Origin of the sequence: Marinobacterium ramblicola (genome assembly GCF_019084545.1) — a bacterium.
In the GTDB taxonomy this organism is placed as follows: Bacteria; Pseudomonadota; Gammaproteobacteria; order Pseudomonadales; family Balneatricaceae; genus Marinobacterium_D; species Marinobacterium_D ramblicola.
On record NZ_JAHREP010000008.1, the window covers coordinates 22,710 to 44,802 of the forward strand.

The window sequence follows — 22,093 nt, forward strand, 5'->3', positions numbered from 1 at the left end:
CATAAAATGAGTGCCATTTTTCACTTGGGACAAGCGGAGCCATGCGAGCAAGTCAATATCTGATCGCCACCCTTAAAGAGACCCCGGCCGACGCCGAGGTCATCAGTCACCAGCTCATGCTGCGCGCAGGCATGATCCGCAAGGTAGCCGCCGGGCTCTATACCTGGTTGCCCATGGGCCTGCGCTCACTGCGCAAGGTCGAGCGTATCGTTCGCGAAGAGATGGACGCCGCCGGTGCCCAGGAAGTGTTGATGCCGGCGATTCAGCCTGCCGAACTCTGGCAGGAATCCGGTCGCTGGGAACAGTACGGCCCAGAGCTGTTGCGCGTGAACGACCGTCATCAGCGTGAGTTCTGCGTGGGCCCCACCCACGAAGAGGTGATTACCGACCTGATCCGCAACGAGATCCAGAGCTACAAGCAACTGCCGGCCAACTTCTACCAGATACAGACCAAGTTCCGCGACGAGATCCGCCCCCGTTTCGGCGTGATGCGCTCACGCGAGTTCATCATGAAGGACGCCTACTCCTTTCATACCAGCCGCGACTCGCTGCAGGAAACCTACGACAAGATGTACAACGCGTACATCAAGATATTTGAGCGCATAGGTCTGGATTTCCGTCCCGTTCTCGCCGATACCGGCTCGATCGGTGGCAGCTCGTCCCACGAGTTCCACGTGCTGGCAGCGTCCGGAGAGGACGATATCGCCTTCTCCGACAGCAGCGACTACGCCGCCAACGTCGAGTTGGCAGAAGCGCTGGCGCTAGGCGAACGCAGTGCGCCCAGCCAGGAGATGTGGCTGGCCGATACTCCCAATACCAAGACCATTGCACAGCTGGTGGAACAGCACGGTATCGCGATCGAAAAAACCACCAAGACATTGATCGTCGCCGCCAGCGATGAGATCGAGGCCGATTTCGTTGCTCTGATGGTCCGCGGCGATCATGAACTGAACGAGATCAAGGCGGAGAAACTGCCTCAGGTCGCCTCGCCCCTGCGCATGGCTACCGAAGAGGAGATCCGTGCCGTGATCGGCGCTGGCCCTGGCTCTCTGGGTCCCGTCAATCTGCCGATCCCCTGCATCATCGATCGCAGCGTGGCTACCCTGAGTGACTTCGGCGCCGGTGCCAACATCGAAGACAAGCACTATTTCGGTATCAACTGGGATCGTGACCTGCCGATGCCTGAAGTGGCTGACCTGCGCAACGTCGTCGAAGGTGACGCCAGCCCCTGCGGCAACGGCACTCTGGTGATCAAGCGCGGCATCGAAGTGGGCCACGTGTTCCAGCTCGGCAACAAGTACTCGACGGCAATGGGTGCTACCGTCCTCGACGAGAACGGCAAGGCGGTCACCATGGAGATGGGTTGCTATGGCATCGGTATCACCCGCGTCGTCGCTGCCGCCATTGAGCAGAACTACGACGACAAGGGCATCCTCTGGCCCGAGAGTCTGGCCCCGTTCACCGTGGCACTGGTACCGCTGAACTACGACAAGTCGGAAGCGGTGCGCGCCAAGGCGGACGAGCTGTACGCGGCGCTGACCGCTGCCGGCATCGACGTGCTGCTGGATGATCGCAAGGAGCGTCCGGGCGTCAAGTTTGCCGATATGGAGTTGATCGGCATTCCACACCGGCTGGTGATCTCCGATCGCGGCCTCGGCCAGCAGACGCTCGAATACAAGGCACGTCGTGATGCGGAGTCACGCGATATCGCCGTGGACGACGCAGTCTCCTTCCTGCTCAACCAGCTCAGCTGATCGATGACAGGGGCGCGACCTCAACGTCGCGCTCCTCCCTCAAGGGATTGAGCACCAACGCCAGCGCCTCATCCGATAGCCAGGATTCCAGCGGTGCCGGGCGCGCAAAAAGGTAGCCCTGATACAGAAATACCTTGTGCGCTTTGAGCCACTCCATCTGCTCCCGGGTCTCCACCCCCTCGGCAATCACATGCATCCCCAGGCCCTCCGACATCCGACCGACGGAGTTGACGATCGCCTTGTCCGGCTCTGAAAAGGGCAGCTCTCGAATAAATTCCCGATCGATCTTCAGGTGTTCAACCGGGAGGCGCTTGACGTACGCCAGCGATGAGTAGCCGGTACCGAAATCATCAACCGCTACCCGGATCCCCAGTTCACGCAACGCCTGCAGCACCTGAATAACGCGCTCGGGATGCTCGAGGAACTGCCGCTCCGTAACCTCGAGGGATATCCAGCTCGGTTCACAGGCGGTTTCGTCCAGTATCCGCAGTAAGCGTTCTATAAACCCCTTATCGAGCAGTTGCTGACCGCAGATATTGATCGCAACACAGCAACCTCCGGGGACGCGCCGTGCCAACAGCGAAGCCGCGGAGATCGCCGACCGCAACAGCCAGGGCTCCAGTAGCATAATCCAGCCGCTCTCCTCCAACAGCGGGATAAATCGATCCGGGCTGATCATCTCACCCTGTTCATCGCGTAACCGCATGAGCGCTTCAAACTGCTCGATCCGTCCGCTAACCGCATTGACGACCGGCTGATACCAGAGTTCGAACCGTTTCTCCTCTATCGCCCGTTTCAGAAACTCCTCGAGATTCAGCTGCTCACGATTGCTGTCGGCAAAATGCGGCTCAAACACCGATATCTGTCCGCGCATCCCCTTGATACTGTTCAAAGCCACCAGGGCCGCCTGCAACAGCGGCTCAAACTGGCGCGAATGCTCGGGCCAGTAGGCGATACCGGTCGAGAAACTGATCTTGATCAGCTGCCCGGCCAACTCCATCGGTTCCACCATATGCGCCCTGATCGCCTCGATCTGCTCAAACACCAAGGCTTCATTCCCCTCGCAGACCAGAACGAAACTATCCGCACTGAGTCGTGCAACCAGCGCATCGGGTGCCGCTTCAACCAGGCGCCGGCTGAACTGCCGGATCGCTGTGTCACCGGCGCGATAGCCGAGGCTGTTGTTGATCATGCGCAGTCGATCGATATCGAACACCATCAGCGCCAGCCGCTTATCCGGCGCCATCATCGCCTCGAACTCCCTTGCCAGTTGCACGCGGCTGGCCATAACCCGCAACAGATCGTTCTCACCGAGCCGGTTCAGCTGTTCCTCCGTTTCCAGGTACTGGGTTATGTCGCGAACCGTCATCGCATAATGAACCGCCCCCTGATAATGCGCGATGCGGTGCAGTACATAGTTGATCGACCGCGCCGCGCCTCTCCTGACCAGCTCACCACTCCCCTCAACCCTGGCACCATCCTGACCGAGCCCCGCCATCAGCACATGCAGATCATCGTCCAGATGGAAACCCAGCTCTTTAAACCCAACATCAAGTTCCGTCTGACCTGTGATGCCCAGCAGCTCTCTTGCCCGTCGATTGATGAACTTGATCGTAAAATCCGCCTGCAGCAGCAAGATCATCTCTTCCGATGCGTCCAGGATCATGCCCAGCTCAAACTCTTGCCGCCCGTTCAGATCCAGACGCCCATGCTCCGAGAGTACGATCAGGTGATGCGGTTGCCCGCCGACCAATAGGTGGGAGACACAGGCTTGCAGCAATTTCGGCGGCTCCGAGTCGACAATCAGTTCCGCAGGCCCGGCCCGCAAGTGACCATATCGACACAGCTCAGGCAAAACCTTGTGCACGGAAAACGCCTCCTCCATGTCGTCGATACGGCTATCCAACAGACGGCGAGCCGCGCTGTTGCCTCTGACCAGCCTCTGCTCCTGATCGAACAGCAGTACCCCCTCACCCAGCTGTGCGACCAGCGACTCGTTCTCATTGGCCCGCGCTTTCGCCTCCTGCTCGAACCGGCGACTGCTCATCAGTGCGCGCTCGACCTGAAACGACCTGCGCAGCAACTGGATACAGAACAACAGCAGGGACACCAGCAACACCAGTGACCAAAGCAGCTGCAGTAACGACTGCTGCTGTGGAAACAGCGGTATGCTCCCACGTACGATCACAAACCAGGGCATCGAAGGCGACGTTACACCAAGCCTAGTGTCGCTAGTACCGGCGGCGGGCTGAGCGGATAACCTGACCCTTGCCGACACCTCACCTTCGGCCACCTGGATATAAGGATCCTGATTTGGTGCTGCCTCGAACAGCGAGCTCGACAGCTGGCCATTGGGTATTTCGTGCCCGTTCTGCCAAAAGGGTCGGCCACTACTGTCGATCAACAGCCGCCCGGCGTTGTCGGCCAACAGCAGCTCGCCCGGCGCCAACCCCATCTCCAGCAGAGGCTGAAGCAGATAATTAGCATCGACGTTCAGCACCAGCATACCATCACCGTCAAGAGCCCTGGCGCTGGCAAGACGGAGAACAAAGCGCACCATCGGCCGGTAAGGCTTTTCGATCACCCCCTGCTCAACATTGAGATCCAACGGCGAGAGATAGACCTGCCCAGGCTCCAGATACCGTGCTTGGCGGTAATAGTATCGGTCAGACTTATCCTGCAACTCGGAGGCAGGCACTGTCAGCACCTGCTGGCCCTGAATGCGATGAACGCGCACCCGCTCCTGTCCTTGCTCATCAAGATAGCGCAACTGTTGGATATAGGGCCGATCGGTTAGATAGCGATGCCAGGTCTGCTCCAATTCGGCGCCGCTAACCTCGGGGTTTTCCTGTAACTCGCGGAAACTGGAGCCCTGACCCAGAAATATAAGGTCGGAGTAGATGGAGTTGATCTGGCGCGAGATGGCATAACCGGCGGCGACTGCCCGCTCGGCGGTTTGGCTGATCTGGATATCCCGTCTCTGGGTATAATCAAGCGCCCAAAAAGCGGACGTTCCGATCAGAAATAGCGCAATGACCGACAGCGCAGCCCAAGCTGCGGTTCTGGTTTTCAGCTGCATAAATCCCTATGCTCCATTGCTGTTCCGGATCCACGTACCTCCGGTGGCGTATACGACGGCAGGAGTCCGTCCCTTCAGTGTAGTCAGGATTTTCCTGGCCGCCACAAGTCCCGGCCACCAACAGCACCCGGACCAGAACGACTGGCCGATCAGGCATCCGCCCTGATCTCGAAGCTGTCGAAGCGCTCGAACGGCACGTCCGTTACCTCCACCGCGGTCACTCGGGATGAATCAGGCCCTCGGTTCAACCAGGCTTCTACGTGACGAACGGCTCGCTCATCGCCGCACAGCATCGCCTCTACCCGCCCATCGGCAAGATTGCGCACCCAACCCGTTACGCCGTTGGACTGGGCATGCTCCTGGGTAAAACGGCGGAACCAGACACCCTGGACGCGACCGCTCACCACCAGACGAGTACAGATCTCGGCCATTCAATCCTCCTGCTTTTGTGTTACCGAACCGCTAAACAGTGCGCTCAACGACAGGCGCAAGGTGTCAAGGCGTCGTTGACTGAGTTCATCCAGACGTTCGCTGACCTGCCGTTTCCATTCACTGTCGGGCTGGCTCAACCCGGACGGCAATGGCCAGGGCAACAACGCCTGGAGCTGAGCCAGGGTAAAGGTCGACAGGTCCCGACTCAGCAGGTAATGCCCCTGCTCGGTACGACGCACCAGCCCGGCAACCATCAACAGTTGCGCGTACTCATCCCAGCGCCCCTGATCCAGTGCTGGCACGTCCTGCAGCAATCGACTGTCCTCCAACGGCTCGCCGCGCTGCTGCGCCTGCCAGAGCCGCTCGAGTACCGACAGCAGGGTGTAGAAATGGGGTTCGCGGCGCCTGCGGTTGCCGGCATGATAGATGGTCAATGCTCGGGACAGCTCAGCACCGAGCAGAGCGATAGTCCAACAGATAAAGACCCAGACCAGGAACAGCGGCACCGCGGCAAAGGCGCCGTAGATCAGTTCATAGGAGGGGAACTGGGTCACGAACAGCGCAAAGCCACGCTTGGCCAACTCGAACATCAACGCCGCCGCTAGCCCCCCGATCAACGCATTCTTCAACGGTACCCGGCAGTTCGGCACAGCGGCATAGAGCAGCGTGAAGGCCAGTGTCGACAGCAGCGGTGGAAACAGTGCCAACAGCCGCGCGCGGCTAACCATCGCCGTGGCATCGGTGAATAGCGGCAGCGATGCCACATAGGAGGTCAACAGCAAACCGAAACCGATCAGCAGCGGCCCCAGACTCAGCACCGCCCAGTAGAGCAGGAAGCTGGACATCCCCTTGCGCGGCTCGCTCACCCGCCAGATCCGGTTCAACGCGGCCTCGATATTTTTCATCATCATGATCGAGGTGATCAGCAGGAACACGATACCCACCGCCGTCAGCTTGCGTGCCTGAGCGGTAAACCCGGCAAGGTGCTCCTGCACCACGGCACCGGTGGCCGGCACAAAATTCTCGAACACCCAGCCCTGAACCACCTCACCTACCCCCTGAAACGAGGGGATGGCCGCAAGCATCGCGTAGGAGACGGTCATCAGCGGCACCACCGCGAACAGGGTGGTATAGGTCAGCGCTGCAGCGTTGAGCACGCCCTGGTTGGCTTTGTACTGACGCACCAGGTCACGCAGAAACAGCAGCGCAACTGGCAACGGGCGTTTGATCATTCCTAATCCTCTTCGCTCTTCATAGCGGTATGTCATAGCGGTATGTCATAGCGGTATGTCATAACGGCGCGCGGGTGCTCGTGGCTTTCTCGCGGCTTTGTAACCATCTGACAAGCCTATACAATAGGGCGCCAAATCAAGCAATGAAAGTGCCTCGACGGAGTTCCCATGGCGATTACCATCTACCATAACCCCCGCTGCTCGAAATCGCGCGAAACCCTCCAGCTGCTGCAGGAGCGGGGTATCGAACCCGAAATCCGCGAATATTTGAAGGATGTCCCCTCTGCCGAGGAGATCGGCGAACTGCTGGGCAAGCTTGGCATCGGCGCCCGCGAGCTGCTGCGCACAAAAGAGGCGGAATACAAGGAAGCGGGGCTTGATGATGCGTCGCTGGACGATGCCGCCGTGATCGAGGCGATGACCCAATACCCGAAACTGATCGAGCGCCCTATCGTCATCAACGGCGAGCGCGCGCGTATCGGCCGTCCGCCCAAGTCGGTGCTGGAGATCCTGGAGTGAGTGACCCCTACGTCCTCGTCCTCTATTACAGCCGCCACGGCGCCACCCGCTCTCTGGCCCGCCACATCGCGCGGGGCGTCGAGGAGAGCGGAATGCGCGCCATGCTGCGCACGGTGCCTCCGGTATCCGCTACCTGCGAAGCTGTCGCGCCGGCGGTACCGGATCAGGGAGCGCCCTACTGCACCGAACAGGAGCTGGCCAACTGTTCCGGTATTGCCCTGGGCAGCCCGACCCGCTTTGGCAACATGGCGGCGCCGCTGAAATACTTCATCGACTCCACCAGCAGCCTCTGGCTGTCCGGTGCGCTGATCGACAAGCCCGCCTGCGTCTTCTCCTCCAGCGCGTCGATGCACGGCGGCCAGGAGAGCACACTGTTGAGCATGATGCTGCCGCTGTTACACCACGGCTGCGTTCTGGTCGGCCTGCCGTTCAGCGAGGATGGATTGAACAGTACCGATGCCGGCGGCACACCCTACGGCCCTACCCATGTTTCCGGATCCGAAGGGCGGCAGGATATCAGCGCCACCGAGGCTGAACTGTGCCAGGCACAGGGCCGCCGCCTGGGCCGGATCGCCCGCACCCTGAGACCCACCGTTTAAGGAATGCCTGACCCCATGTCTCTCGCCTGCAAAACCCGGCTCACACGCTGGCTGACCCTGAGCAGCTATGTCGGACTGCTGTTGCTGTTCAGCCTCTGGTATCTGCTGCTGTCACCCGCCCAATCCGATCATCCCTGGGTGATCTGGTTGGTACACCTGCTACCGCTGCTGGCTTTTCTGCCTGTCGTCATCAAAGGCAGCCCGCGCGGACACGCCTGGCTCTGTTTCGTGCTGCTACTCTATTTTCTGGAGGCGGTAATCGCAGCGCTGGTGCCCACTACACGTTGGCTGGGCCTGATCGAATCTCTGCTGCTGGCCACCCTGTTTACCAGTGCCATGCTCTATGCCCGTTGGAGAAGCCAGCTGGCCAAGGTCGAGCACAATGCCCAGCAGGTTTGATCCGTCACGCCTGAGGCGAGACTTTCCGATCCTGTCGTCTCGCGTCCACGGGCAGCCACTGGTCTACCTCGATAATGCCGCAACCACGCAGAAGCCGCGTGCGGTGATCGATGCGATCAGCCAGTACTACAAGCGCTACAACGCCAACGTGCACCGGGCGGCGCATGCCCTGTCGGCTCAGGCCACCACAGCCTTCGAGCAGGTGCGGCGCGACTTGGCAGAATGGACAGGAGCAGCCTCGCCGGATGAGCTTATCTGGACCCGAGGTACGACCGAAGCGATCAATCTGATTGCGCAGAGCTACCTGCGCCCCCGATTGAAGGCCGGTGATCGCCTACTGTTGATGGAGTGTTCCCACCACGCCAACATCGTGCCCTGGCAGATGGTGGCCGAGGCGTGCGGTGCGCAGATCGATGTGCTTCCCTGTACCGAGGGCGAAGTCGATCTCAAGCTATTCGCCCGCCTGCTTGATCGCCAGCCCCGCCTCGCCGCGCTGACCCACGCGTCCAACGCGCTTGGGTCGGTGTTTCCGATCGAACAGATGTGCGCACTGGCACGCGCGGCCGGTGTACCGACGCTGGTCGACGGCGCCCAGGCTTTGCCCCACTTCGATATCGACCTGAGCGGGCTGGGCTGCGACTTCTACGCCTTTTCCGGCCACAAGCTGTTCGGCCCCACCGGCATCGGTGCACTCTGGGCACGAATAGAGATTCTTGAAGCGATGCCCCCCTGGCAGGGCGGCGGCGAGATGATCGAGCAGGTCAGTTTCGCCGGTACCCGTTATGCCGGCCTGCCGTTTCGTTTCGAAGCCGGCACACCGGACATCAGCGGCGTCATCGGCCTGGGCGCCGCTATCGAGTATCTGCGCAGCCAAGACAGGCAGGCACTTGAACGGCATGAACAACAGTTACTGCAGCACGCTCTGGAGTGTTGCGCCACCCTGCCCGGCTTTCGAGCGCTGAAGGCCGGCGCTGAACGGGTTAGTCTGATCTCCTTCCTGATCGACGGTCTGCATCCGCAGGATGTGGCGCTCTGGCTCGACCAGCAGGGGATCGCAGTACGTGCAGGACACCACTGCGCCATGCCGCTGATGAGCGCGCTGGGCATACCGGGCAGCGTGCGCGCCTCGTTCGCTTTCTACAACACGCTGGACGAGGTGGAGAAGCTGGCACAGGCACTGGACCAGCTGATCAGCAGCCAACGCGGCCAGATCAGCCTTCCGCAGGCGATCAGTGCCGACCAGGCGCAGCTGGACCAAATACATCAGGCAAAGGGATGGAACGAGCGTTACCAGGCGCTGATGGCGTTGGGGGCGAGCCTGCCCGAACTGCCGCAGGAGTGGCGGCGTGACGACTACCGGCTGCATGGCTGCGAGTCACGCGTCTGGCTTATCAATACGCTGGATGACAGCGGTCGCCTGGCGTGCCGGGCCGATGCCGACGGGCGTATACTCAGAGCCCTGCTCGCACTGCTGCTGGAGTCGGTCAACGGTCTTACCCCCGACGAGGTGCTGGCGCTGGATCTGCCAGACAAGATCGCCCGACTGGATCTGCAGCGCCACCTGAGCCCGACGCGGGGCAACGGACTCAACGCCATGATCGACGCCCTGCTGCAGTTCGCGCACGATAACCGAACTACCGGCTAACAGATACCCTCTGTCGCATAAAACGCCTGGCTAACCCCAAGACTTAGCCATCTCTATGGGAAAATCGGTAACGATGAATCTGAATGACCTCAGCCTGTTTATCCGCGTGGTTGAAACAGGCAGTTTCACCTCTGCGGCCGAAACCCTCAACGTACAGAAATCGACGATCAGTCGCCGTATCGCCCAGCTTGAGGACAGCCTCGGCACCCGGCTGATCCAGCGCACCACACGCAAACTCAAACTGACGCCGGAGGGGCGTGAACTGTTTGAGCGCAGTCGCGATCTGATCGACGAGTTGGAACGGGTCCGCGACGAGATCGCCGCCGACTCCAATGAACTGCGCGGTCGACTGCGGATGACCATGCCAACCGAGCTCGGCATGTACCTGATGAGCGGTGTCATCGCCAGTTTCATGGAGCGCTACCCCGGCGTCGAGGTCGACGTGGAACTGAGCACCCGCGCCGTGGATCTGGTCGAGGAGGGGATGGATCTGGCCCTGCGGCTCGGCCCCCTGCCCGATTCATCGATGATCGCGCGTAAGGTGGCAACGCTGAACCGGGCGGTCTATGCCAGCCCCGAGTATCTGCGCAAGCACGGTACCCCCGAAAGCCCGGATGATCTCGCCCGGCATCAGTGCATTACGCTGGTCAAACCCTTCGATGCCTGGCGATTCATCAACTGGAATGACGGCGAGCCGGTCAGTTTCGGCGGCCAGCTGCGCACCAACAGCATCAGTTTTGCTCGGGAGATGGGGCTACAGGGAGTCGGTATCATCCGTATGGCCCATGTGATAGTGGATGAGCTGGTCGAGCAGGGGGAACTGGTGGAGATACTGAAGGAGTTCCCGATGGCGCCGACGGAGATCAATGCCATCTACACCAGCCGCCGCAACCTGACACCCCGAGTGCGTGCGTTTCTCGACCATATGATGGAGCGACTCCAGGCGCACCCCTGGATCTCCGACTGCGCCAGCCTGAGCTGAGTTCGCGGGTTTAGCCGCTTGCCGCGGTGCTCGGTTTACGCCGGCGCCGCGGCGTAGCCGACTTACTTTTTCCCGCGCTGACACCCGGCTTTGCCGCAGCGGCGCCCTTGCCGCCGCGTCCCGAGGTTCGTCGGCGCGCACCACCGCCGCGCCGACGCTTTGGCGCATCGACACCGCGCAGACTCTCCGGCGCCGTAGCGCCGAGCTGCCCGATCAGCTCGGTGAGCGAGCCCTGAAGCGCCTCCATGAACTGCTCATAACGCCCCTCTCGACGCGCCATCGCATCGAGCGAGGATTCCCAGTGCGCGGTCAGGTCCGGTTTCTGCACCTGCTCCGGCAGCGCATCGATCAGTCCCCGCCCCGCCGGCGATGAGTGGATACTCTTACCCTGTCGCTGCAGGTAACCACGGGTCACCAGCAGTTCGATGATGCCGGCCCGGGTCGCCTCCGTACCCAGGCCATCGGTATCCCGGAGCACTTTGCGCAGCGCCGGATCGCTGACAAAACGGGCGATGCCGGTCATCGCCGCCAGCAGAGTGGCATCGGTGAACGCCTTGGGTGGCTGGGTCTGCTTCTCCTGCACCTCGCCGCGTTTGCAGCTCAACCTGTCGCCTACTGCCAATAGCGGAAGCTCAGGTGCTTCATCCGCGGTTTTCCCCAGCAGTGCCCGCCAGCCCGGATCCTCCGTTTGTCGTGCGCGGGCGATAAACAGCCCACCCTCGATACGCAGCTTCAGCTCGGTATCGTTATAGCGCCACGCGGGATAGAACTGCATCAGGTACTGCCGGGCGATCAGCTCATATACCTTCGCTTCATGAGCGCTCAGTGAGCCCTCCCGCGCACTCTTGGCGGTGGGGATAATGGCATGGTGCGCCTCGACCTTGGCGTCGTTCCAGGCACGGCCTTTGATGCCAATATCAGCGCCGGATGCAGCCTGCGCCAGAGCAGGCGCCGCCTGTTTGATCGCACCGATCACCGCGCTTGCCTCGCCGTGGTGCTCTTTCGGCAGATAGCGACAATCGGAGCGCGGATAGGTGATCAGCCGGTGCTTCTCATACAGCGACTGGCAGGCATCGAGCACCGCCTGGGCGCTCAACCCAAACGCCTTCGACGCATCGATCTGCAGCGACGACAGGTTATAGGGCAAGGGAGCCGGCTGCTGCGCTGGTTTGCGACTGGCCTCTTCGACCAGAGCGTCCTTGCCGCTGATCCGGTTGGCCACGTTCTGCGCCAGCTCGCGGCTGAGCACCCGCCCCTCCTCATCCTGCCAGCGGGTGCAGGCTTCGCTGGGTTGCCAACCTGCACTAAAGCGCTGCCCCTGCTCCGTCAGCAGATGGGCCAGCACCTCGTAGAAGGGCTTGCTGACGAACGCCTCGATCGCCCGATCCCGCTCGACCACCAGGCCCAGTACCGGGGTTTGTACCCGGCCCACCGAAAGCAGGCCGTCGAAGCCGACTCGCCGCCCCTGCAGGGTCAGCGCACGGGTCAGGTTGATACCGTAAAGCCAATCCGCCCGCGAGCGGGCCAGCGCCGATACCGACAGGGGGATAAACTCGCTGTTGGGCTTAAGCCGTTCCAGCGCACGTTTCACCGCCGAAGGGTTCAGGTCGGAGATCAACAGGCGTTGCATCGCCCGCCGCTTACCATCGGGCACGCCCAGGTATTCGATCACCTCATCCACCAGCAGCTGCCCTTCGCGGTCAGGGTCGCCGGCGTGGACCAGCTGATCCGCCTCGCGGGTCAGTTTACGCAGCGCCGTCAGTTGGCTGCGCACCTTCGGCCGGGGCTTGAGCTGCCACTTGTCCGGCACGATCGGCAGATGTTCGAAGCGCCACTGCTTGTAGGCCGGGTCATAGACCTCCGGCTCGGCCTGCTCAAGCAGGTGGCCGACGCACCAACTGACCAGATCGCCGTTGCCGCAGCGGATATAGCCCTCCTCCCGCTTTTGCGGGCCCGGCAGCACCGCCGCGATGGCTCGTGCCAGACTGGGTTTTTCAGCGATGTAGAGTTTCATAGAGTGCGGCCATCCTCTATTCGCAACCGGACAGGTAGCCGCTAGCTAAGAGGTCGTAATGGTTCAGCAGTGACATGTTTCGCTCATTCAAGCCTGTTGGCTGGAGTTGAGCATCGATTTTAACAGCTTATCGAACTCAACGGCGGCTACCGGTCGGCTGAATAGGTACCCCTGCGCCTTGTCGCAGCCGTACTGAAGCAGCAATGCCTTCTGGCTGTCGGTCTCTACCCCCTCTGCAATCAGATCCAGCTTCAGTTTGGCGGCGAGTGCCGCTATCGCTTCGATGATCGCCACGTCATCCGGATCCATGACCGCGTTGCGCACGAAGGACTGATCGATCTTGAGCCGGGTAATCGGCAACCGCTTGAGATAGGCCAGCGATGAATAGCCGGTACCGAAGTCATCGATCGCCAGGCTAATTCCCATGGCGCGCAGCCGTTTCAATGTCGGAATAGTGCCGGTCGGGTCGCGCATGATGAAATTCTCGGTCACCTCAAGCTCGAGCCATTGCGGCAGGCAGCCGGTCTGCGCCAGAATCTCCTCAACGTTGCCGACCAGCTCCGGATCGAGAATCTATGGCCCCGCGAGGTTGACCGATACCCGTCCCGGCTTATAGCCCAGACGATACCAATACGCCTGTCGGGAACAGGCTTCGCGCATAACATACTGGCCGATATCGACGATCAGGCGCGACTCCTCGGCAACGGGGATAAATGCGCCGGGCATTACCAGCCCGCGCTCAGGATGTTGCCAGCGCACCAGCGCCTCGCTGCCGATCAGACTGTTGCTGCGCATGTCGATCTGGGGTTGGTAATGGACCACCAGCTCCCCTCGCTCCAGCGCCTTGCGCAATCCCGCCTCGGTTTCCATGCGGGCAAACGCCATTTCGCCCATCTGCGCGTCATAATAGCGATACTGTCCACCGCCTGCATTCTTGGCACGATACATGGCGATGTCGGCATTGCGTACCAGTGTTTCGGCATCCTGCCCATCCCGGGGAAAGACGGTAACGCCGATGCTCGCACTGACATCGAGATCATGCTCGCCCATGCGTACCGGCTGGGACAGGGTGACAACGAAGCGTTTCACCAGACTCAGGGCGTCGTCGGCATCCTTGCCGGCTGCGGTAATCAGAATGAACTCATCGCCACCGTGACGGAACAGATCATCCTCCTCTCCGATCTCCAACAGCAGACGCTGCGCCACGGTACGAAGGACAAGATCGCCGGTCGGATGACCAAGGCTGTCATTGATCAGCTTGAAGCGATCCAGATCGATAAACACGACACAGAAGCCGAGCGATGATGGGGTGTTGCAGACAATTTTTTCTCGCAATCGATGTTCGAAGTTCGAGCGGTTAGGCAACCCGGTAAGTGCATCGTGATTGGCCTCGTAACGGAAACTATCACGCTGCTTCTCTAGTTCGAATTGGGCATTCCTGAGTGCCGCCGTACGCTGGTCGAAAGCAGCGGCGAGCAGTTCCAGCTCGTCCCCAGTTCCCAAAGGGCTGCACGTGGGTTCGGCAACATCTCTTACCCGCTCGCACAGCTCGAGGACCGGCCGGGCGATCCCCTGGCCTATTCCCGCCGCCAACATCGCCGATGCCAGCGTCAACACCAGGCTTATACCGACGAAGCGCGACAGGGTTTCCATCACGATGGTATCGACCTGGCTTTTGGGTACCCCGGTTTCGATCTCGAATTCGAGCTGTCTTAACAGCGGCGTACGTTCGTCTGGCCTCGCACTCAGGCTGACGTACTCGACATCGTCGTTATGGTTGATGCTGAGCAGCTGTGCGCCAGCGGCAAGGATCGACAGCGATGAGGTCTCGTCACGCACGGCATGGCGCCCGACCAGCTTGGCGAGATCGAAACCAACCACCAGGGCGCCCTGGGTTGTGTTGTAGTAACTGATCGGTGCGATGATCAGCAGCTGCCGCGATGTCGCATCGGTATAGAGCGCGGTGTTGCCCATCGCCAGCGCAGCCCGCAGCTCCGGCGAGTGGTTGAACTCCGGGCGCCACTCCTGCGCCTGATACACAGGTGCACCGTCGTAGTCGAGCAGGTCGAAAGTACTCATCGAGGTGCCTTCGGCGAAATTCTCCACCAGCTTGGGGAGATCCTCCTCACGCGCACGCGCATCGACGAGCCCGTTGATCATAAAGGGATTATCGGCAAGCCGGCGAGTGGCCTCGACCAGGTAGGCGATACGATTCTCCAACTGAATCTGCGATGAGCGCGCCGATTCCGCCAGCATCAACTGGGCCTGACGTGTCAGTTCGTGGCTCATCACATACACTACCGCAAGGGTGATAACGGCCATCGCCAACGCAACGAAGCCGGCCACCTTGAACACCAGGCGGCGTCTGAGGTTTCTGGTTTCGAAAAACTTGCCGAGATTCACCCTGTTCACCGCTGCTCCTTCACTGAGTGGGGCCTTGCGCCCTCACACACCCTGTCCGCATGACGATAGTCCGCCACATCCAGAGCGCTATGGTTCCGCTCGGTAAAAGCGGGATCGTACCTGCGAATCACCCCCTCAAACCGCCCCGGCCGCTCAAGCTGCCGTTTTACCTCAACCCTTACCGGCAGGTCCGAAACCGAACTCCGATCCGCCGCCAGGATAGCGGTCGCCAGCAATCCAGTGCTGTCGTAGCCCTGTCTGAGCGCAGACGGTATCTTCGGCGAACTCCCATATCGAGCCTCGTAACGCCGAGACAGCTCAGTATAGGAGGATTCCCGCACGGCCGACCCCACACAGATCACGGAATGAGTGGTTTGCAGAACACCCCCCAGCACCGACACCAGGGTGCACTCAGGACATGCGGCGGCCAACGCATCGACCACAGCTTCCTGCTCTCGGTCGCGTAGCGCCAGAACGAGGGTGCCCGGCTCGGTTCCAATAAGCTTAAACTCGGTCATGTCGAGCGTGTGCATTCCCGGATTGACTCTGAGCACTGCGCTCGGAGAACGCCCGGCAGCCAACAACTCCTGTGTCAACCACTCGGCGAGATCATCACCCCAGGCACTGTTTTCCACCACCAGCAACGGTGGTCTCCCGCCAACTTCAGAGTCTAGTCTGGCGATATAGCGGGCCAATTCGTCATTCTGCAGCGTAACGCCGAACAGGTAGGGCTTTGTAACCGCATCGAGCTGCCCGCTCTCCATCAACCAGGGCGAGATCATGACCAGAGTGCGCCGGTTGAGTGTGTCGATCTGCGCGTTCAATATTGCAGCCCCCACTCCGCCGATAACGCCCATCACCCTGGGATCATCCGCCAGTGCCTCGATATTGCGCTCGGCGCGGCTGGGCTGTCCGTTGTTGTTCAGCACGGTCAGGCCAAGGTGCAGCCCTAGCCCGTTGTCGGCGAGTTTCTCCAATGCCAACTGTGCGCCCCGCTTCACCTCCAGTCCCACCTCGCTGTTGGTCGGCGTCAGATCGACATCAACACCGATCAGATAACGTGCATTCTCGCGGTAACGCTGTTGAAGATACTGGTCGCTCAGGGCGATGAGGTCCGCCCCTAGCGTCGTCTCGAATCGATCCACCAGCGGCCGCAGTCGCCGGCGGAACAGCTCGCGCTGCTGCGCGCCCAGAGAGTGTACGGTTACCCCGGCCGCTTCAATTTCGGACAGCAGCTGTGCCTCCCGGCGCTTGATCTCGTCACGCTCCCAACCATTCAACTCTCGGGCGGAATCGATCACCAGATGTTTCAATGTCGCGGGCAAGCGGGAAAAACTGGTCTCGCTGGCCGATAACACATAGGCCAGGTAGGCATGGGAGGAGAGCATCAGGTCGGACTGAACCTGGTAGATCCCCATCGAGTGGATCGCCGCCAGGGGGTTCTCCTGACCATCCACGACTCCATCCATAAGCGCCTGTCGCACCTGATGGAAATCGATCGCAACCGGTTCCGCACCCAGCAGCGAAAATTGCTGCTGCAACAACCGACTTTTCATGATCCTGATATGCAGCGCCCGGAAATCATCCGGTTCGAGCAGTGGCCTGTTCGCCGTAAAATGCTTGAAACCGTTGCCCCAAAAAGTGATGCCGACCAGACCGACACGACTCATCTTGTCCAGCAGCATCCGTCCCGGCTCGCCGTCGAGCAGGGTATACAGGTCATTGGGGGTGGGAAAGTAGAACGGAAGATCGGCGTACTGCATCTCGGGAATGGCGACGCTGAGTTTGGCCGAGGGCGTCAGTATCAGGTCCAGTTCGCCGCGGCGTGCCATCTCGACCATCTGGTGGTCGTTCCCCAGCTGTTGATCCGGGTAGACCTCGACCTCAATGCGTCCCTGGCTGCGCTGCGCCAACAACCGGGCGAATCGCCGGGCCGCGTCGTCCATCGCGCTACCCACCGGCATGTTGTGCCCCAGCCGCAAGCTGAACCTCTGAACCTGATTGAGCGATGCCGAGTCGACATCCACTCTGTCCATCGAGCCGGTCGGCGGCCAGAAGATCAGCAAGCCGAGCACACACAACATCAGCAGGACAACCATGGTCATCCGGACCGAGCCCCGTTCACGCCACGGGTCGGCACTCCCTACCGATTTAATCATCCGAGCCTGCCTTGGGGTCGACCTGACCGATAGAAACCCTAATTAATTTAAGAGAAATATATACCACCTCGAAACCGCGCCGACAAAGCTCAATTTCGGCAGTATGCGCAACCGATCAGGTCGAAGCGAGCCAGGCTGTTTTTTCAGCGATATAGCGTTTCATCAAGAGCGGATACCCCCTCTTCGCAACCGGACAGGTAACTGCCGTCGAAGAGGTTGTAGTGGTTCAGATAGTGGTACAGGTTGTAGATACGGCGTTTGAGCGGATACTCCGGCGATCGCGGGCGCAGCGCTTCGTACGCGGCGTAAAAAGCGGGCGAGAAGCCGCCGAACATCTCCGTCATCGCCAGATCGATCTCGGCATCGCCGAAATAGACCGCCGGATCGATCAACCAGACATCCTGCCGGTCGAACAGCACATTGCCGGACCAGAGATCGCCATGGAGCAGCGATGGTATTTGCACGCCGCGGTTAAGGAAGGCGATCAGACTGTCACGGCAGCGCTTGAAGTGGGTATCGTAACGGTGCCGCACCTCGCTGGATTCGATCCGCGCGATCTGAAACGCGAGCCGCCGGTCGGCGAAGAACTCGCCCCAGTTATCGCTCCAGCCGTTGCGCTGAGGCGAAAGGCCGATGTAGTTGTCCCGCTCCAGACCGTAGGCCTGACCCGGTTGGCTATGCAGCCGCGCCAATCCTTCACCAAGACTGCGCATCTGCTCTCTGCTCGCTGGATGCATCTCGATACGCTCCAGCTCAAGTCGATCCCTGTCGACACGGATCCGCGTGGGGATCTGCGGCACGGTGATGCCGGCACTGCTCAGTGCACGTTCAAGCAGGAATAGCCCCTCTGCTTCACGTAACAGGCGATCGGATCCCGGCTCAGGGTTCTGTTTCACAAAGCTCTGCATCGTCGATAGACGCACGGCTGATCACACATTGGTTTCCGCAGCCTGGCACGCTGCGACTCTCAAACAGCCCCTCATTCTAACAACATATGGAACGGCAGTGGCCAAACGGCTGTACAGGTGCGCGTTCTGTGCAGAGAGTCTCGGTCCGACATGGTAGAATCGCCGACCCAACCCAGTAATGAAAGAGAACCGGCTTTGGCCCGATACGATGTAGTGATAATTGGTGGTGGCGCCTCGGGCCTGATGTGTGCCGCGACGGCCGGTTACCGCAACCGCTCGGTGCTGGTGATCGAGCACACCAACAAGCTCGGCCGCAAGATCCTGATGTCCGGCGGTGGCCGCTGTAACTTCACCAACATCCACAACGGTGCGGCCAACTTCCTGTCCGCCAATCCCCATTTCTGCAAATCGGCACTGAGTCGCTACCCCGCGGCCCAGTTCATCGAACTGGTGGAGCGTCACGGCATCGAGTTCCACGAAAAGACCCTGGGCCAGCTGTTCTGCAACGAGTCGAGCCGGGAGATTCTGCAGCTGTTGCTGACCGAGTGCGAATGGGCCGGTGTCGAGTTGCGCCAAAGTACCCAGGTCGAAAAGATCGAGCGTCAGGGTGATGGCTTCCGCCTGGTGACAAGCTCCGGTGAACTGGCGTGCCAGTCACTGGTGATCGCCACCGGCGGCCTGTCGATTCCCAACGGCGGCGCCACCGGCTTCGCCTATGACGTTGCCCGTCAGTTCGGGCTACAGGTCGGCGAAACCCGAGCCGCGCTGGTGCCCTTCACCCTGCAACCGGCGGATCTTGAATACATCAAACCGCTGTCGGGGATCGCTCAGCCTGTCGTCACGGTCAGTTGCAACGGCCAACGCTTCAAGGAGGCGCTGCTGTTCACCCATCGCGGCCTGAGCGGCCCCGCCATCCTGCAGATCTCCTCCTACTGGCAGCCCGGCGATGAGATCGAGATCGATCTGTTCCCGGAGCAGGAGATGCCGGCGTGGCTCAAGCAACAGCGAGACACCCGTCCTCGCGCCGACCTGCAGACGGTACTGGCAACGCTGATGAGCAAGCGCGTGGTGGAGGCGCTGTGCGAACACTGGGGGTTCTCCGGCCATATGGCCGACCTGAGCAACAAGGTGCTTGAGCAGATTGCCGAACAGCTTCACCACTGGCGCATAAAGCCCAGCGGAACCGAGGGGTATCGTACCGCCGAGGTGACCCTCGGCGGCATCCTGACCGACGAGTTGTCGTCAAAAACGCTGGAAGCGAAAAAGGTGCCGGGACTCTACTTTATCGGGGAGTGCCTGGACGTGACCGGACATCTGGGCGGCCACAACTTTCAGTGGGCCTGGGCGTCGGGTGTGGCGGCTGGGCAGGCGGTCTGACAGTGGGAAACTTGGTCGACTATTTCCGCCTGATCGTCAAAACCCATTTAACCGCAGTCTCAACAGGATTGGCCGGATCCGTAACATCGGTGAAGCGAATCGTGCCCGTATACCGGCCCTGACTGAGTGTAGAAGCCTTGCTTTTGAGCCTTACATTGACCAAGGTGCCACTCTGCGCTGGTATCGAGCCGGATTGGGTACCGACCACAAGCCAGTCGACATCGCTCGTTGCGGTAAAGTCAACCGCGCCACCGCCCGGATTCACCAGGTTAAAATCCTGTGAGTCGGGCGTAAACGGGCCACCAATTGCCCCGCTCGAACGTATATCCGTTTGTGGGTCGACTTCCAATCTTCCGGGTTCGGACGGATCGGCGAGCTTCTTCACGACGGTAATGACCTGAACGCCTGAAGCCCTGTTGGCGGCATTGTCCTTTACCTCCCAGGCCACCTCGGTGACCCCCAGGGGAAATATACCATCGGCCGGTGCGTCGTTCACCGGGCTACAACATGGCGTTCCGTCAACCAGATCGTCGGCCACCGCCACCCCTATATCGACAAACGCACCATTGGCATTGCCCTCTACTGTCATATCCGGAGGTACTGAGAGTAGCGGTGGCGTCGTATCCTCCACTGTCACCACCACCTCATCGCTCGCGCTGTTGGATAGGTTATCGCTTGCCGTGACGGACACCAGCGTAGTTCCAAGCGGGTAGGTGGCAAGCAACGGTGCAATGACGATCACTGGAGTCGTGTCACAGAGATCATTAACGATAGGCTGAAGGTTATGATCAGCCCCGGCTGCAGATGTGGCCTCCAGGCTAACATCAGCACCGGCGTTCACGTCGGGTGCAGTCGTATCGGAGATTGTCACCAGCAGACTGTCGGTATCGCTTTCCAGGCCATCACTAACGGTCAGCTCGACATCCCGAATACCAACTGTGTAACTGGCGCCGGCGACGGCGGTGGTAGCGCCATTGCTCCACAGATAGGTTAATGCATCGCCATCCGGGTCGTAGGAGTTGGAGCCATCGAGCAGTACCGGAGTCGATTCGCCGGTACACTCCAGAGACTGGTCCGCTCCGGCATCTGCAACCGGAGATCTGTTTTCAGTAACCGAAGGCAGCTCGAAGGCAAGCGCCGTTATGCTATCCATCGCTTTCACGAAACCCTTAATCTGCCCAACGGGTGTCGTCTGTTCAGTATCAAGGTCGATCTGGTAGAGGTAAGAGACACCGTTTGGCCGTTGAGTCGTATAGAGTATATCCTGCTGATCAAATGCGAGTCCCTGCCATACTGCCCTGCCCAAGTTGAATAAAGTTAATGAAGACCCGTTCACTTTATCAACTATCGCCAAATCGGAACTCTCTCCATCGATTACGAACAGTACGTCCGCGTTATTGACTGCTGCTCCACTGGTAAATGGGAAAGGTACTACATTTAAAAAGGTCTTATCACCTGATCCAAGATCATATATGGCGATATCATCCAAATGGCCATCGATACCATAAAGGGCGCCATATATATCGAATGCGATTCGGTGCAAATTAACGTCAGAGGAGGTAATCGTTATCACACTGGTTTCACTATTCGATACATCGATCCTTAGAATATCGTGAGTGAGCCGCTGAAAGGTAACCAGTTTTCCATCCGTCGGATCGGTAGAGAGGGTTATGATATTGTTCTGAGCAAAACCGGTGCTACCGATGTAAGTTGCCAGACCATTCGATTGGTTAATTACATACAGATCGGAAAACGAGGTAATTGCATAAAGTTTCTGCATGTCAGGATCAACACAGGCATCCCCAAATCCATCGCCGTTGATATCGGCTTGATCTGGATTAAAGAGGTAGCGACAGTTGTCCCCGATATCATCGAGACCATCGTTATCATCATCCGAATCACACAGATCTCCGAGACCGTCGCCATCCAGATCTGTTTGCCTCGGATTATAAGTTGTTACACAGTTATCGACGGCATCCTCGATACCATCTCCATCAGAGTCGGGCACAACATCACCTGCGCATTCCAGCACCAGATCATCTATGAATACTGCCGGTGTCTGTTCGAAGCCGTAAATCTCGATCGATTGAACACCTTGAAACTCAGGAGGAACGCCGATGGGTTGCCTATCTCCGACGGGAAATCCATCAGACGGTATAGTAAAGAAAACCTGCTCTCCATCCGATTTAATTCCGACAAAAACCAGTTCACCATCGGCCTCGTCATTTTTTACCAAAGATGTTTCGATTAGCGTGAATAGTTGTTGATCTGGAAAAACATTACTGGATGGACAGCCTGGAGCCACTATGACCAGCGGTGCAAACGTATCCAACGGTCTGACCGCATTATTCCCCGTCAGTTGAGGTATCTCACGAATATCCAGATCGTACCCGGTAAAAAAGGTGCCGTCTTCTGTATAGTCTGAATACAATCCCTCACCTACCCTATCGTAGGTTTGGATAATAGGGTTTGCGATAACTGAGACCGAGGCCGATAGGGTCAATAGCAAGCTGACACTGCATGGCACGGTATTTAAAACACTTTTAACCAGGCATTTAAAATGCGTCGATTTCATATAAACGCTCATCGAA

General features: G+C 59.6%; 14 protein-coding genes and 1 pseudogene. 7 read left to right on the top strand and 8 right to left on the bottom strand.

Annotation, left to right across the window (positions count from 1 at the left end):
* The first annotated feature begins 41 nt into the window (after positions 1 to 41).
* Positions 42 to 1,754 (top strand): proline--tRNA ligase, encoded by a 1,713-nt coding sequence (locus tag KQ940_RS07740; protein ID WP_217412863.1) that lies wholly within the window; start codon positions 42 to 44, stop codon positions 1,752 to 1,754.
* Here KQ940_RS07740 and KQ940_RS07745 read toward each other — a convergent pair.
* From KQ940_RS07745 to KQ940_RS07755, 3 genes are all read right to left on the bottom strand, one after another.
* Positions 1,747 to 4,833 carry a bifunctional diguanylate cyclase/phosphodiesterase gene (locus tag KQ940_RS07745; RefSeq protein WP_217412864.1) on the bottom strand — a complete coding sequence of 1,029 codons (3,087 nt, stop codon included), beginning with the start codon at positions 4,831 to 4,833 and terminating at the stop codon, positions 1,747 to 1,749. The genes KQ940_RS07740 and KQ940_RS07745 overlap by 8 nt on opposite strands.
* 149 nt (positions 4,834 to 4,982) lie before the next feature.
* A complete protein-coding gene (locus KQ940_RS07750) occupies positions 4,983 to 5,264 on the bottom strand; it encodes an acylphosphatase (protein WP_217412865.1) in 282 nt (93 codons plus the stop codon).
* Positions 5,265 to 6,497, bottom strand: coding sequence for a YihY family inner membrane protein (locus KQ940_RS07755; RefSeq protein WP_217412866.1), 1,233 nt, complete (start codon positions 6,495 to 6,497; stop codon positions 5,265 to 5,267).
* A gap of 168 nt (positions 6,498 to 6,665) precedes the next feature.
* Between KQ940_RS07755 and arsC the strand changes: the two genes are divergently transcribed.
* From arsC to KQ940_RS07780, 5 genes are all read left to right on the top strand, one after another.
* On the top strand, positions 6,666 to 7,016 hold the full coding sequence (gene arsC, locus KQ940_RS07760) for an arsenate reductase (glutaredoxin) (RefSeq protein ID WP_217412867.1): 351 nt from the start codon (positions 6,666 to 6,668) through the stop codon (positions 7,014 to 7,016).
* Positions 7,013 to 7,615: an NAD(P)H:quinone oxidoreductase gene (gene wrbA, locus KQ940_RS07765; protein WP_217412868.1), complete on the top strand. Its 603-nt coding sequence runs from the start codon at positions 7,013 to 7,015 to the stop codon at positions 7,613 to 7,615. The genes arsC and wrbA overlap by 4 nt, the downstream gene beginning before the upstream one ends.
* Before the next feature lie 15 nt (positions 7,616 to 7,630).
* Positions 7,631 to 8,014: a DUF2069 domain-containing protein gene (locus KQ940_RS07770; RefSeq protein WP_217412869.1), complete on the top strand. Its 384-nt coding sequence runs from the start codon at positions 7,631 to 7,633 to the stop codon at positions 8,012 to 8,014.
* Positions 7,998 to 9,659 (top strand): SufS family cysteine desulfurase, encoded by a 1,662-nt coding sequence (locus tag KQ940_RS07775; protein WP_217412870.1) that lies wholly within the window; start codon positions 7,998 to 8,000, stop codon positions 9,657 to 9,659. Before KQ940_RS07770 ends, KQ940_RS07775 begins: the two co-directional genes overlap by 17 nt.
* A gap of 73 nt (positions 9,660 to 9,732) precedes the next feature.
* Entirely contained in the window at positions 9,733 to 10,641 is a 909-nt protein-coding gene (locus KQ940_RS07780; protein WP_217412871.1) for a LysR family transcriptional regulator, read from the top strand.
* A gap of 10 nt (positions 10,642 to 10,651) precedes the next feature.
* Here KQ940_RS07780 and KQ940_RS07785 read toward each other — a convergent pair whose 3' ends face one another.
* The 4 genes and pseudogenes from KQ940_RS07785 to KQ940_RS07805 form a co-directional block, all read right to left on the bottom strand.
* The gene (locus KQ940_RS07785) at positions 10,652 to 12,655 is read right to left on the bottom strand and encodes a DNA topoisomerase III (RefSeq protein WP_217412872.1); all 2,004 of its coding nucleotides are present in this window, start codon (positions 12,653 to 12,655) and stop codon (positions 10,652 to 10,654) included.
* A gap of 87 nt (positions 12,656 to 12,742) precedes the next feature.
* Positions 12,743 to 14,977, bottom strand: a pseudogene (locus KQ940_RS22690) (putative bifunctional diguanylate cyclase/phosphodiesterase).
* A gap of 86 nt (positions 14,978 to 15,063) precedes the next feature.
* Positions 15,064 to 17,217: a DctP family TRAP transporter solute-binding subunit gene (locus KQ940_RS07800; protein ID WP_217412874.1), complete on the bottom strand. Its 2,154-nt coding sequence runs from the start codon at positions 17,215 to 17,217 to the stop codon at positions 15,064 to 15,066.
* 143 nt (positions 17,218 to 17,360) lie between these two features.
* Positions 17,361 to 18,125 carry a fructosamine kinase family protein gene (locus KQ940_RS07805; protein WP_217412875.1) on the bottom strand — a complete coding sequence of 255 codons (765 nt, stop codon included), beginning with the start codon at positions 18,123 to 18,125 and terminating at the stop codon, positions 17,361 to 17,363.
* Positions 18,126 to 18,320: 195 nt separating this feature from the next.
* On the opposite strand from KQ940_RS07805, the gene KQ940_RS07810 reads away from it, so the two are divergent.
* Positions 18,321 to 19,502, top strand: a complete 1,182-nt coding sequence (locus tag KQ940_RS07810; RefSeq protein ID WP_246589862.1) for a BaiN/RdsA family NAD(P)/FAD-dependent oxidoreductase — start codon at positions 18,321 to 18,323, stop codon at positions 19,500 to 19,502.
* 19 nt (positions 19,503 to 19,521) lie between these two features.
* On the opposite strand, the gene KQ940_RS07815 is transcribed toward KQ940_RS07810, so the two are convergent.
* Positions 19,522 to 22,077 carry a thrombospondin type 3 repeat-containing protein gene (locus KQ940_RS07815; protein ID WP_217412877.1) on the bottom strand — a complete coding sequence of 852 codons (2,556 nt, stop codon included), beginning with the start codon at positions 22,075 to 22,077 and terminating at the stop codon, positions 19,522 to 19,524.
* Between the last annotated feature and the right edge of the window lie 16 nt (positions 22,078 to 22,093).